Raw genomic sequence first — 12,447 nt, 5'->3', positions numbered from 1 at the left:
TATTCACTAAATTAAAACGGCGGGCCGCCCACCCGGGGGGGCGCGACCCCCCGCACCGCTGTCTTCTGTTCGGACCGGCTCAGATCCGGGCGAGCCCCGCACGGCCCAGGCAGGCCGCGATCTCACTGCCGCCGGTCGGCGTCGGCCTCCAGGGAGACGACCGAGCCGAGCAGGCCGCAGACGTAGTGGCAGGTGGGACCGGTGAGCACGGAGCGGCTGGGGCCGATCTCGGCAAGGCGACCCGCGTAAGCGGAAGGCGGGACGCAGGATCGCGAGGGATCGAGCTCGGCGCGGGTGCCGCCCGGCCCGGCGACACCCTCAGCGGCGCACGCCGGTACGCGGACGAGCGTTCTGCCGAGGGGGCCGGCCTGGTCGGCCTCGGCCGCAGGCCGGGGCGTCCGTTGGTCGAGAACACGCCCGACTGGCCCACGATGGGGCCGGCCGAGGTGGAGAGCTGAGCCGTGCCGCGCTGGACGGCGACGGCAGCTATCTGTACGGAAGCGTCCAGCGGCAGCAGTGACAGGGCGGGGTCAGCGGCCGGCCCGTGCGGACGGGGCCGCTGAGGCGGTCAGCGCCGCCATGTCCACGACCCGGTCGGCGGCTTCCGCCACGGCCGGGTCGTGCGTGGCGACGACCGTGACGCAGTCGTCCTGGTGGGTGCGTTCGGCCAGCAGCTCGGCCAGTTCTCCGGCCTGCGAGCGGTCGACGGCCGCCGTCGGTTCGTCGATCAGCAGCAGTTTCGGGGAGAGGAAGAGCGCACGGGCCAGGGCGACACGCTGGCGTTCGCCGCCGGAGAGCTGTTCGGGGCGGTGACGGAGGCGATGCCCCAGGCCCACCCGGGTCAGGGCCTCCTCGGCGCGGGAGCGTTGTGCGCGGGGGCGCCCGCCGCTGATGTACACGGCGGCGAGCAGCTGATCGACGGCGGCCAGTCCGGAGAGCAGGTTGCCGCTCTGGAACATGTAGCCGATCCGTTCCCGGCGTGCCTCGGCGCGCCGGGCGTCGGAGAGTCCGGCAAGGTCCTCGCCGTCCAGCAGGACCTGCCCGGCGGTGGGCCGCAGCAGGGCGCCCGTGACAGCGAGCAGGGTGGACTTGCCGGAGCCCGAGGGGCCGACGAGAGCCGTCATCCTGCCCGCCTCGAAGGTGACGTCGAGGCCGTCGAAGACGGCGGTACGGGCGTCGTCGCGGCCGAAGGCGACGGTGACACCGGTCAGTTCGAGGCTCATCGGTTGGCTCCCAGCATGGTCAGCGGGTCGGCTTCGGTGACCCGGCGCAGGGTCAGGGCGGTGCCCGCGAGGCCGACGGCCGCGACGGTGCACATGGTGACGGCGAGGGTGCCGGCGGGCAGGCTGAACGGCACCTTCTCACCGACCAGCAGCCCGACCGCTCCGGCGAGCACGGCGCCCGCCGCGGTGCCGAGCACGACGACCAGGGCCGCCTGGAGCACGGTGTGGGCGAGCAGCCTTCGGCGGGAGGCGCCCATGGCTCGCAGCAGGGCGAGTTCGGGCTGCCGCTGCACGGTCCACACGGCGAAGAAGGCGCCGACCACGAGCGGGGCGATCAGGTAGAGGAAGACCTGGATCGAGGTCATGGTGACGCGCTCACCGGTGTAGCCGGGGGCCGCCTCGTACGCCTTCTCCTTGGTGAGGGTGGTGGTGGAGTGCCGCTTGTCGAGGGTGGCGGTCGAGGCCCCGGCCGGCGCGGTGCGCAGGGCCAGGGCGCTGAACTGGTCTGGGATGGCGGCGGTCGCGGAGGCGGGGGCACCGGGGGTGCTGAAGCGGATGCGCTGCCAGGTCTTCAGCGGGACGTAGGCGACGGGCACATGGCCGTAGCTGGAGCGCTCGGTCTCTCCGATGACGTGCAGCTTGATGCCGAGCCGGTCGATGACCAGGGTGTCGCCGACGTGTACGCCGTCGTCGGCGAGCTTGGCGGACATCACGATGCTGTCCGCCGCCGCGTCGGCGAGGTTCTCGCCCTCGGTGACCGAGGGGGCGAGGAAGGAGCCGGGCTCGACGCCGAAGGCGGCGAGGTCGACCTCGGCGCCGCGGTTCGTGGTGCCGCGGGTGATGGAGACGCCCAGCGGGGTCGTCTCGGTGTTCGCGTCCGCGCGCCAGGCGGCAGCGGTCTTCTCGTCGAGGAGGCTGCGGGCGAACTGGTCGGAGCGGGCGTCCGAGGAGAAGACCAGCTGCGCGGCCGGGAGGCGGCGCAGCGCGGAGATGGTGTCGTCACCCAGGCCGGTGGTGAAGCCGGAGACGATGCCGACGAGTGCGGCGACGAGCACCACGACGGACCCCATGAGCAGGAAGCGCCCTCGGGCGGCGCGCAGCTCCAGCAATGCGAGGAACACGGCGGTTCCCTTCGGTGAATCGATGTTAGGGACGGTGTGTCGCCAAGATAGATGATGGGGACGCGGCGTCGCCAAGTGGGGGTCGAAAGTGCGCAGGGGCTTCTAGACTGGGCCGATGCCCAGGATCAGAGCCGCCACGGTCGCCGAGCACCACGCCCAGCAGCGGCTGGCCCTGGTGCGGGCGGCGCGCGAGCTGTTGGAGGGCGGCGACGCCGAGGCCGTGACTTTCACCACGGTCGCCAGAGCCACGGGGCTGGCCCGCAACAGCGTGTACAAGTACTTCCCCGGCCGCCCCGAGCTGCTCGCCGCGGTCGTCGAGGACGCGATGCCCCGCTGGACGGACGCCATCCGGGCGGGCATGGCGGCGGCCGGCACGCCCGAGGAGAAGATCGCCGCCTATGTGTCGTGCCAGCTGGAGCTGGTGCGCAGCGGCGAGCACCGGATCGCCCAGGCACTGGCCGGGGTCCGGGACGCGGCGGTGGTGCGGGAGAGCGCGGCGCGGGTCCACCGCGAGCTGCTCACCCCGCTGACCGGTGCGCTGACCGAGCTGGGCGAGGAGGACCCGAGGCGTACGGCGCTGCTCCTCCAGGGAATCGTCAACGCGGCCACGACGGCGATCGAGAACGGCGACGACCCCCGGGCGGTGACGGACCGGGCGGTCCGGATGGCCGTCACCGCGATCACCGGGGCGACGCCGGGGCGGTGAGGGACGGCTCCAGGCGGATGCGGGTGCCGTCGAAGTGGGCGCGATTGTCCCTTGGCCCTTGACCGGTCATGTACGGCTCTACGACGCCGCGCGAGCCGGGAACTGGGAGCCGGCCGCGCAGGAACAGGAGCGGCTCGTCGAGCTGTTCGCCATGGCGGACGCGGGCCCGGAGGCGGACATGGGCCGCAGCTCCTGGTAGAACGGTCAAATACCGGATTCCTGGTGCAGTGAGACGTCATGCGTCTCACTGCACCTGTCGGCGGAACGTCAGGCCGCGATCCGCTCGAAGACCGCGGCGAGGCCCTGCCCGCCGCCGATGCACATGGTCTCCAGTCCGTACCGGGCCTCCCGGCGGTGCAGCTCACGGGTCAGCGTGGCGAGAATGCGGGCGCCGGTGGCGCCGACCGGGTGGCCGAGGGAGACGCCGGAGCCGTTGACGTTGACGCGCTGCTCGTGGTCCTTCTCGCCGAGGCCCAACTCCCGGGTGCAGGCGAGCACCTGGGCGGCGAAGGCCTCGTTGAGCTCGATCAGGTCGAGGTCGGCGAGGGTGAGTCCGGCACGGTCGAGGGCGGCCCGGGTCGCCGGGACGGGGCCGATGCCCATCGTCGCGGCCGGCACCCCGGCACGGGCGAAGGAGACCAGCCGGACCAGCGGGGTCAGGCCAAGGCGTTCGGCGGTGGCCGCGCCGGTGACCAGGCAGGCGGCGGCCGCGTCGTTCTGACCGCTGGCGTTGCCTGCGGTGACGGTCGCCCCCGGGTCGGACTTCGCCATGATCGGGCGCAGCGCGGCGAGTTGTTCGGCGGTGGTGTCGGGGCGAGGGTGCTCGTCGGTGGTGACGACGGTCTCGCCCTTGCGGGTGCGCACGGTGACGGGGACGGTCTCCGCGTCGTACCTGCCCTCCGCCGCGGCTAGGCCGGCGCGCTGCTGGGAGCGCAGGGCGAGGGCGTCCTGGTCGGCGCGGCTGATGCCGTAGGCACGCCGGAGGTTCTCGGCGGTCTCGATCATGCCGCCCGGCACGGGGTGGTTGACGCCGCCCGCGGTGACCCTGCCACGGGCCAGCGAGTCGTGGAGCTGGAGGCCGGGGCCCTTGATGCCCCAGCGGCCCTCGTGCGTGTAGTACGGGGCACCGCTCATGACGTCGACGCCGCCCGCGATCACGACCTCGCTGAAGCCGGCCCGGATCTGCATCGCCGCGTCGAGCACGGCCTGGAGGCCCGATCCGCAGCGGCGGTCGACCTGGGAGCCGGTGACGGTCTCGGGCAGTCCGGCGTCGAGCGCGGCGACCCGGCCGATGGCGGGGGCCTCGGCGGACGGGTAGGAGTGCCCCAGGATCACCTCGTCGACGGCGGCGGGGTCGATTCCGGTACGGGCCACGATCTCGGCGATGACGTGTGCGGCGAGTGCGGCCGGCGTCTGCTGTGCGAACACTCCGCCGAAGCGGCCGATGGGGGTGCGCAGTGGTTCACAGATGACGACATCGAGCTGCTGATCGGGCACGGTGTGACCTTTCGGAGGCGAGTGGCGTGTGCCGCCGACCCTTGCACCCGGCGACCGAGTCGGTCCGATATCCGGTTCGCCCTGGTACAAGACGCGGCGCGTCTCAATTCCCGCTTGCGGACCTTCGGCCCCCGGCCGGGCGCGGCGGCGTGGGCAGGGCCTCCTCCGCCACCGCGAGCACCGCCCGCAGCGCGGCGGAGGGGTTGTCGGCCCGCCAGGCCAGCGCCGCCCGGAGCCGGATCGGCGGACCGGCCAGGGGCCGGTAGACGAGGCCGTTCTGCTGGATGTGCTGGACGGAGGTGACGGTGAGCGTGACTCCGACCCCGGCGGCGACCAGCGCCAGGATGGTGTACGAGTCGGGCGCCTCCTGGACCACCCGGGGGTTGAACCCGGCGGTCTCGCAGGCCCCGACCATCGCGTCGCGCACCGTGGATCCGGTGTTGGCGGGGAAGGAGACGAAGGGCTCCTCGGCCAGGACGCCGATGGGGACGCTCTCCAGCCGGGCGAGCGGGTGGTCGAAGGGCAGCGCGCACACCAGCTCCTCCTCGTCGATCACCCGGTACGCCACTCCCGGCCGGCTCACCGGCAGCCGGACGAACCCGAGGTCCAGCGAGCCGTCGGCGACCCGGTCGAGAGCGACGTTGGCGTAGGTCTGCCCCCTCATGACCAGTTCGAGCGCGGGGCTCGCGGCGCGCACGGCCCGGGTGAGGAGCGGCAGCGTCTCGTGGCTGGAGGCGCCCGCGAAGCCGATGGTGACCCGCCCGTACTCACCGCGGCCCGCCGCCTTCGCGGCGCGCACCGCCGTGTCGAGGTCGTCGAGCACAGTCCGTACCGGCTGGAGGAAGGACTCCCCCGCACCGGTGAGCCGCACCGACCGGGTGTTGCGTTCGAAAAGCTGGACGCCCAGCTCCTTCTCCAGCTGGCGGATCTGCTGGCTCAGCGGCGGCTGGGCCATCTGCAGCCGTTTCGCGGCCCGCCCGAAGTGCAGTTCCTCGGCCACGGCGACGAACGCTGACAGATGACGCAGCTCCATGCCCGCCCCTTCGGCCGATTCATTACTCAAATGTCTTGATGCGACCTTAATTTGGTATTGAACAGCAATCAATAGCCGCTGACGCGGTGGGGCGACGCGCATGGCCCAGGACGCGCCAGCAGACCGGAGCTGAGGCTGGTCGCCGTCCGCCCCGGCGTCACCGTCGAGCAGGTGCGGGCGGCCACCGGCCGGGACCTGGAGGTGGCCGGTACGGTCGGGACCGTGCCGCCGCCGTCCGAGGCCGAACTCCGGCTGCTGCGTGAGGACGTGGACCCGGACCGCGTCTATCTTCGCTGAGGGCTGCCACGAAATCCCCGGCAGGCGTGCGACGGCAGCTGCGGCACCGCGCCGCTTTGCCGGAACACCCGAATACATCCAGTATTCGGGTGTCCCTGCGCCTTGCGATGCACCGCATCCGACGCCGCACACTGATCCACCGGGGATTACGGGACACCCCTTGGACCGATCACATGTCACACCCCGAGAGGACCGCAACCGCCATGCGTATCAGGATCGTCGGCGCCGGGGCCATGGGCCGCGGCATCGCCCAGTGGGCGGCCACCGCCGGACACACCGTCGAGTTGTGCGACGTGCGCACGGAGGCCGTGACGGCCGCCGTGGACTTCGTACGGTCCATGCTCGAACGGGCCGTCCAGAAGGGCCGGATGTCCGACGGGGACCGCACCGCCGCCCTGGAGCGGCTGGTCCCGCTCGACGACCCGTGGGCACAGGGCCCGGACGTCGAGCTGGTCATCGAGGCGGTGCGGGAGGATCTCGGCACCAAGACAGAAGTCTTCGGCAGGCTGGAGCGGGCGCTGCCCGCCACGGCCGTCTTCGCGACCAACACCTCGTCCCTGTCGGTGACCCGCATCGCCGCGGCGCTGGGGGACCCGACGCGCCTGGCCGGGCTGCACTTCTTCAACCCGGTACCGCTGATGAAGATCGTCGAGATCGTGCCCGGCGCGGCCACCCGCCCGGAGATCCCGCCGGCCCTCACCGCGCTCGTCGAGAGCTGCGGTCACCGCGCGGTCACCGTCGCCGACACCCCCGGCTTCCTGGTCAATCACGCCGGGCGCGGGCTGGTGACCGAGGCGCTCGCGCTGCTGGAGGAGACGGTCGGCGACCCGGCGGACATCGACCGGATCGCCCGCGACGTCCTGGGCCTGCGGATGGGCCCGTTCGAGCTGATGGACCTCACCGGGCTGGATGTGACGGCCGCGGTGATCGACTCGATCTGGCAGGGGTTCCGGTACGCGGACCGGCTCCGCCCCTCCTACCTCACCCCGAACCGGGTGGCGGCCGGGCTGCACGGCCGCAAGACCGGGCACGGCTGGTACGCGTACGGTCCCGAGGCACCCGCCCCCGCTCCGGAGCCGCCGGTCACCGGCGACGCGGACCGTCCGGTGTTCGTCCACGGCACCGCGGGACAGGACCGGGACGCGGCCGCGCTGCGGGCGGCGCTGACCGCCGCGGGCGCCGTCGTCGACACCGGCACCGACCCGTCCGCCGACGCCCTGGTGCTCGTTCCGGTCTGGGGCACCGCGGTCGCGGAGGCGGTCGCCGGGCACGGCCTGCCCGCACGACGCACCTTCGGCGTGGACCCGCTGCCCGCGGCCGGCCGGCGCCGGGTGCTGGCCGTGACCCCTGCGGCGGACCCGGCCGCCGCGCGCGACGCCCGCGCGGTGCTGGCCCGCGCGGCAGAGGGCGACGAGCCGTGGGCGGTCTCGGTGGTGCGGGACACCGCGGGCTCGGTCGCCCAACGGCTGCTCGCCTCGATCGTGTCGGTCGCGGCGGGGATCGCGGAGCGCTCCATCGCCGCCCCCGCCGACATCGATCTGGCCGTCACCACCGGCCTGGGCTACCCCGTCGGCCCGCTGGCCTGGGGCGACCGGATCGGTGCGGACCGGATGCTGGAGCTGCACCGGGCCCTGCACCGCACCACGGGCGACCCGCGCCATCGCCCGAGTCGCTGGGTCACCGAGCGCGCCCGGCTCGGTCTCGCGCTGACCGACCCGGGAACGTCGCCCGCCGACTGCACGGCGTCCTCGTAGCAGCGGGGCGGGGGTGCTGGCGGACGCCCGCGGCACCCCCGTCCACGCCCGTCCCGGCGGATGTCCGTTTCGTACAAGACCCGCGCCGGGGCCCGGCATACGGTCGGGGCATGACTCCACGCATGGACGCGATCGGCATCGTCACCGCGGATATGGCCGCATCGCTCACCTTCTACCGCCGGCTCGGTCTCGACATCCCCGCCGGTGCGGAATCCGCACCCCATGTCGAAGTGACGCTCCCGGGCGGGCAGCGGCTGCTCTGGGACACCGAGGACATCATCCGCTCCTTCGACCCCGGATGGACCGCGCCGGCCGGCGGGGACCGCCTCACGCTTGCCTTCCTGTGCGACAGCCCGGCGGAGGTGGACGCGGTGTACGACGAGCTGACCGACGCGGGGTACCGAGGACATCTGAAGCCGTGGGACGCGGTGTGGGGGCAGCGTTACGCGACGGTCCTCGACCCGGACGGCTGCGCGGTGTCCCTGTTCGCCGCCAATGGCTGAGAGGCTGTCGGATGACCTCGGATCGGAAAGCGGACGCGGTCCGGCGTGTGCGATTCCAAGGCGGAGGAGTCAGGCGGACGGGGCCTCCCCTGGTCGAGCGGAGCCGGGAGCTCGGGGAAGGAGCGTCGTCGACCGACGACGACGCGGGAAGCGTGCGCGCCAGGGCGTGGCCTCCCGGTCGGAGGTCCCCCGGCAGCCTCTGAGGCCCGGCGTGTGCCGCTACCGGGCGAGGTAGGCGGTCAGGGTGGTTCCGGCCAGGTCGCGCATCTCCCGGGCGAGATGGGCCTGGTCGGTGCAGCCCGCCGCGACGGCCGCCTGCGCGTACGGCGTCCCGGACCGGACGAGGGCGAGCGCCCGCTGCAACCGCAGCACCCGGGCGAGGGTCTTGGGCCCGTAGCCGAAGGCCGCGAGCGAACGGCGGTGGAGCTGGCGGGCGCCGAGGCCGGCCCGGTGCGCGGTGTCCGCGACGGACCTCCCGGCGCCGAGCCGGTCCGCGACGTACCGCATCAGCGGGTCCGGCGGTGCGGCGTCGGCCGCCAGGCGCAGCGCGACGTTCTCCAGCGCGGCGGCCGGGTCGGAGGCTTCGGCGAGCCGCTCGGTGAGTACGCGGACCCGGCCCGCGGGCCACAGGTCCGCGAGCTCGACCCGGCGGTCGCGCAGCTCGTGCGCCTCCACGCCGAGCAGCGCGGGGGCCGTGCCGGGTGCGAAGCGGATGCCGGCGCACTGCCCGCCGGGCGGGGCGGACGGCGTCACGGCACGGGTGTCGGGGCCCGCGACGAGCAGTCGGCCGCCGATCCGGAGCAGGTCCATGCATCCGTCGGGCAGTACCGGGTGGACCGAGCCCTCGGGCTCGCTCAGTGTCCACACGATCGCACCGTCCAACCGCGACATCCGCTCGTCGTACCCGTCTCCCATGCCCCACACGCTAATCTCGTCGGCGAACGGTATCGGCTTCCCAGGGGCGGTCATGACGGCACTGATGGAGTTCACCACCGACAACGGTGCGACGGTGACGGTCGAGGTCGACCGTCATACGCAGGGCGCGCAGCTGGTCTCGCTGGGCGACGACAACACCCTGGCCAGGGCCGGGCGCACCTTCGACAGCGCCCTCACGGGAATCCGGTCGGCGGCCGAGTCCGCCCTCGCGGTGTTCCGGGACGGCGCCCTGAAACCGGACGGTGTGGAGCTCGAATTCGGGGTGAAGATCACGGCGGAGGCCGGTGCCGTGATCGCGAAGAGTGCGGTCGAGGGCCACATGGTGGTCAAGCTGTCCTGGTCCCCCGGCGCGACACCGGCGGAACCGGCGGCTCCGGTCGTTCCGGCGCCCGCGCCCGCGCCGTAGAAGCGGTAGAAGCCGCTCAGCCGCCGGACCCGTCGTCCCGCATGTCCGCGGTCGGCCTGTCCGCGTTCGGCTTGTCCGCCTCCTTTTCGCGGCTCGGCTGGATCCTGGACTTCACATCGTCCGGCGGCAGGAACTTCGACCAGCGCTCGGGGAATTCGGACGGCATGTAGGGGCTGTCGGCTTCGTCGCCCTCGTCATCGTCGTCGTCCCAGTCCCCGTAGTCCTGGTTGCCCGCCTGCGTCCGGGCGACGAACTCCGCCGCCTGGGCCGCGCGCACCCGGTCGTTGGCCGCGCGGGCGGCGGCCGTCGCCAGCGAGGGCCACACCCGGTCGATGGCCGCGTTCACCGCCGCTCCCACCAGCACCGCGAAGGCGGAGATGCCGATCCACAACAGGACGGCGATCGGGGCCGCCAACGAGCCGTAGATCGTGGGCCCCTCGACCGTACTGGTGAGGTAGATCCGCAGCAGGAAACTGCCGAGCACCCACATCGCGAGCGCCACCAGCGCACCGGGCATGTCCTCGATCCAGGGCGAACGGACCGGCACGGACACGTGGTAGAGCGTGGTCAGGAACGCGATCGACAGCAGGATCACCAGCGGCCAGTACAGGACGCTTATGAGCTCGGTGCCCCACGGGACGACCTCCACGACGCGGTCCGGTCCGACGACGAGCAGCGGCAGCACCACGGAGCCGAGCAGCAGCGCGACGACGTACAGCAGGAAGGCGAGCAGCCGCGTCTTGACGATGCCGCGCTGGCCGTCGAGACCGTACATCACGGTGATCGTGTCGATGAAGACATTGACCGCGCGGGAGCCGGACCAGAGCGCGATCGCGAAGCCGATCGAGATGACATCGGGCCGGGCACCGGTGGTGACGTCCGCCAGGAGCGGCTTGGCGAAGTCTTTGACGCCCCGCTCGCTGAGCACGGTCTGCGCGGCGTTGAGGATGTTGCGCTCGATGGAGGCGACCGTGGTGGTGCTGGTCCACTCGTCGACGTATCCGAGCAGCCCGATGAGGCCGAGGAGCAGGGGCGGCAGGGACAGCAGGGTGAAGAACGCCGCCTCGGCGGCGAGCCCGAGAATGCGGTACTCCATGCACGAGTTGACGGTGTCCTTGAGCAACTGCCAGGCCATCTGCCGCTTGGATACGTTGCGGTAGAGGACTCGGGCCCGGTGGAGCCGACCCGGTGGCCGCTCGGGTGTTTCATTTGCTGCCTGCACGTCCTTACCGTATCGGCATGGCAGCCACCACCCACACCGTGTCCAATCAGGTACCGCCGCTGACCGGCTACGACGTCTTCGCCGCCGACCGGGCGCTCACCGAGGCGGTGCAACGTCATACGTCACCCGGGCTCCTGGCCGAAGTCCGGGGCGAGCTCGGTGAGCTGGGCCGGTCCGCGGGCTCCGCGCAGGTGCAGGAGTGGGGTGCGCAGGCGAACGCGAATCCGCCGGTGCTGCGCACCCACGACCGCTACGGCCACCGCATCGACGAGGTCGAGTTCCATCCGGCCTGGCACCGGCTGCTCGGCCACGCGGTCGCCGCGGGCCTGACCGATGCCTGGGGACGGCCCGGCGGTCATGTGCGGCGGGCGGCCGGCTTCCTGGTGTGGACGCAGGCCGAGGCGGGGCACGGCTGCCCGCTGTCGATGACGCACGCGGCGGTGCCCGCGCTGCGCACCGATCCTGCGCTGGCCGCCGTGTGGGAGCCGCTGCTCACCTCGACGGTGTACGAGTGGGGGCTGCGGCCCGCCGCGCGCAAGGCCGGGGTGCTCTTCGGGATGGGGATGACGGAGAAGCAGGGCGGCACGGACGTACGGTCGAACACGACCCGCGCCGAGCCGCTGGCCGCGGAGGGCGAGTATCTGCTCACCGGGCACAAGTGGTTCTGCTCGGCACCGATGTCCGACGGATTCCTGGTGCTGGCGCAGGCGCCGGGCGGCCTGACGTGTTTTCTGCTGCCCCGGGTGCTGCCCGACGGCACCCGCAACACCTTCGCGATCCAGCGGCTCAAGGACAAGCTGGGCAACCGGTCGAACGCTTCGGCCGAGGTCGAGTTCGACGGTACGTGGGCGCGCCGGATCGGCGAGGAGGGGCTCGGGGTGCGCACCATCATCGGGATGGTGGCAGCGACCCGGCTGGACTGCGTGGTGGGGTCGGCGGCGCTGATGCGTCAGGCGGTGGCGCAGGCGATCCATCACTGCACGTACCGCAGCGCGTTCGGCGGGGTGCTGGTCGAGAAGCCGCTGATGCGCAATGTGCTGGCCGATCTGGCGCTGGAGTCGGAGGCCGCGACGGTGCTGGCGATGCGGCTGGCGGCGGCGTACGACGACGGCTCGGAGAGCGAGCAGGCCTTCCTGCGGATCGCGGTGCCCGCGGCGAAGTACTGGGTGACCAAACAGTGCACGCCGGTGGTGGCCGAGGCGCTGGAGTGTCTCGGCGGCAACGGCTACGTCGAGGAGTCCGGGATGCCCCGGCTGCTGCGCGAGGCGCCGCTCAACTCGATCTGGGAGGGCTCGGGCAATGTGCAGGCGCTGGATGTGCTGCGGGCGCTGCAGCGTGAACCGATGGCGCTGAACGCGTTTCTGCAGGAGGTCGGCAGGGCGCGCGGGGCCGATCACCGGCTGGACGGGGCGATCAAGGACATGCTGACGGAGCTCGCCGATCTGAACGGGATCGAGGCGCGGGCCCGCCGGCTGGCAGAGCGGATGGCGCTGGTGCTCCAGGGTTCGCTGCTGGTGCGGTGGGCGCCGCCGGAGGTGGCCGACGCGTTCTGCGCGTCACGACTGGGCGGAGACCGGGGCACGGCCTTCGGTACCCTGCCGCACAGCCTCGATCTGGCCTCGGTCGTCGAACGGGCGCGGCCGGTCGCGGACTAAAGGGCTGTCCCGTAATCCCCGGTGGATCAGCGCGCGGCGTCAGATGCGGTGCATCGCAAGGCGGAGGGGCGTCCGCATACTGGATGTATGCGGA

Annotated in this window: 11 protein-coding genes and 3 pseudogenes; 8 read left to right on the top strand and 6 right to left on the bottom strand. The window is 72.6% G+C overall.

All coding sequences use genetic code 11. The features are described from left to right. Positions 1 to 458: pseudogene (locus ACWCQ6_RS33130) on the top strand (hypothetical protein); the annotation flags it as partial. A 72-nt stretch (positions 459 to 530) separates the two neighbouring features. Here the strand turns inward: ACWCQ6_RS33130 and ACWCQ6_RS33125 are convergent. Both ACWCQ6_RS33125 and ACWCQ6_RS33120 read right to left on the bottom strand, forming a co-directional pair. Next, positions 531 to 1,223, bottom strand: coding sequence for an ABC transporter ATP-binding protein (locus tag ACWCQ6_RS33125; protein WP_451095578.1), 693 nt, complete (start codon positions 1,221 to 1,223; stop codon positions 531 to 533). Next, a complete protein-coding gene (locus tag ACWCQ6_RS33120) occupies positions 1,220 to 2,344 on the bottom strand; it encodes an ABC transporter permease (RefSeq protein WP_451095576.1) in 1,125 nt (374 codons plus the stop codon). Before ACWCQ6_RS33120 ends, ACWCQ6_RS33125 begins: the two co-directional genes overlap by 4 nt. 115 nt (positions 2,345 to 2,459) lie before the next feature. On the opposite strand from ACWCQ6_RS33120, the gene ACWCQ6_RS33115 reads away from it, so the two are divergent. After that, complete coding sequence (locus ACWCQ6_RS33115; protein ID WP_451095574.1) at positions 2,460 to 3,050, top strand: TetR/AcrR family transcriptional regulator; 591 nt, start codon at positions 2,460 to 2,462, stop codon at positions 3,048 to 3,050. A gap of 61 nt (positions 3,051 to 3,111) precedes the next feature. Beyond that, positions 3,112 to 3,243 (top strand): annotated as a pseudogene (locus ACWCQ6_RS33110) (dihydrodipicolinate synthase family protein); the annotation flags it as partial. 74 nt (positions 3,244 to 3,317) lie between these two features. Here the strand turns inward: ACWCQ6_RS33110 and ACWCQ6_RS33105 are convergent. Together ACWCQ6_RS33105 and ACWCQ6_RS33100 are read right to left on the bottom strand one after the other, a co-directional pair. Continuing rightward, positions 3,318 to 4,547: an acetyl-CoA C-acetyltransferase gene (locus tag ACWCQ6_RS33105; protein WP_451095572.1), complete on the bottom strand. Its 1,230-nt coding sequence runs from the start codon at positions 4,545 to 4,547 to the stop codon at positions 3,318 to 3,320. A gap of 103 nt (positions 4,548 to 4,650) precedes the next feature. Then, positions 4,651 to 5,580 (bottom strand): LysR family transcriptional regulator, encoded by a 930-nt coding sequence (locus tag ACWCQ6_RS33100; protein WP_451095580.1) that lies wholly within the window; start codon positions 5,578 to 5,580, stop codon positions 4,651 to 4,653. A 126-nt stretch (positions 5,581 to 5,706) separates the two neighbouring features. Between ACWCQ6_RS33100 and ACWCQ6_RS33095 the strand changes: the two are divergent. From ACWCQ6_RS33095 to ACWCQ6_RS33085, 3 genes and pseudogenes are all read left to right on the top strand, one after another. Further along, a pseudogene (locus tag ACWCQ6_RS33095) lies at positions 5,707 to 5,877 on the top strand (3-oxoadipate--succinyl-CoA transferase subunit B); the annotation flags it as partial. Between the two features lie 203 nt (positions 5,878 to 6,080). Further along, positions 6,081 to 7,631: a 3-hydroxyacyl-CoA dehydrogenase gene (locus ACWCQ6_RS33090; RefSeq protein WP_451095570.1), complete on the top strand. Its 1,551-nt coding sequence runs from the start codon at positions 6,081 to 6,083 to the stop codon at positions 7,629 to 7,631. A 110-nt stretch (positions 7,632 to 7,741) separates the two neighbouring features. Next, positions 7,742 to 8,134, top strand: a complete 393-nt coding sequence (locus ACWCQ6_RS33085; protein WP_451095568.1) for a VOC family protein — start codon at positions 7,742 to 7,744, stop codon at positions 8,132 to 8,134. A gap of 219 nt (positions 8,135 to 8,353) precedes the next feature. Here the strand turns inward: ACWCQ6_RS33085 and ACWCQ6_RS33080 are convergent, their stop codons facing one another. Next, positions 8,354 to 9,049 (bottom strand): helix-turn-helix domain-containing protein, encoded by a 696-nt coding sequence (locus ACWCQ6_RS33080; RefSeq protein ID WP_451095566.1) that lies wholly within the window; start codon positions 9,047 to 9,049, stop codon positions 8,354 to 8,356. Between the two features lie 52 nt (positions 9,050 to 9,101). Between ACWCQ6_RS33080 and ACWCQ6_RS33075 the strand changes: the two genes are divergently transcribed. After that, positions 9,102 to 9,476: a CU044_2847 family protein gene (locus ACWCQ6_RS33075; protein WP_451095564.1), complete on the top strand. Its 375-nt coding sequence runs from the start codon at positions 9,102 to 9,104 to the stop codon at positions 9,474 to 9,476. Positions 9,477 to 9,492: 16 nt separating this feature from the next. Here the strand turns inward: ACWCQ6_RS33075 and ACWCQ6_RS33070 are convergent, their stop codons facing one another. Then, positions 9,493 to 10,698, bottom strand: a complete 1,206-nt coding sequence (locus ACWCQ6_RS33070) for a YihY/virulence factor BrkB family protein (RefSeq protein WP_451095562.1) — start codon at positions 10,696 to 10,698, stop codon at positions 9,493 to 9,495. Positions 10,699 to 10,715: 17 nt separating this feature from the next. Between ACWCQ6_RS33070 and ACWCQ6_RS33065 the strand changes: the two genes are divergently transcribed. After that, positions 10,716 to 12,353 carry an acyl-CoA dehydrogenase family protein gene (locus ACWCQ6_RS33065; protein WP_451095560.1) on the top strand — a complete coding sequence of 546 codons (1,638 nt, stop codon included), beginning with the start codon at positions 10,716 to 10,718 and terminating at the stop codon, positions 12,351 to 12,353. The last annotated feature ends 94 nt before the right edge of the window (positions 12,354 to 12,447 follow it).

It is taken from the genome of Streptomyces sp. NPDC001880 (genome assembly GCF_053594575.1).
The sequence above is the reverse complement of the archived record's forward strand: the minus strand, read 5'-3'. Positions and strand labels throughout refer to the sequence as shown.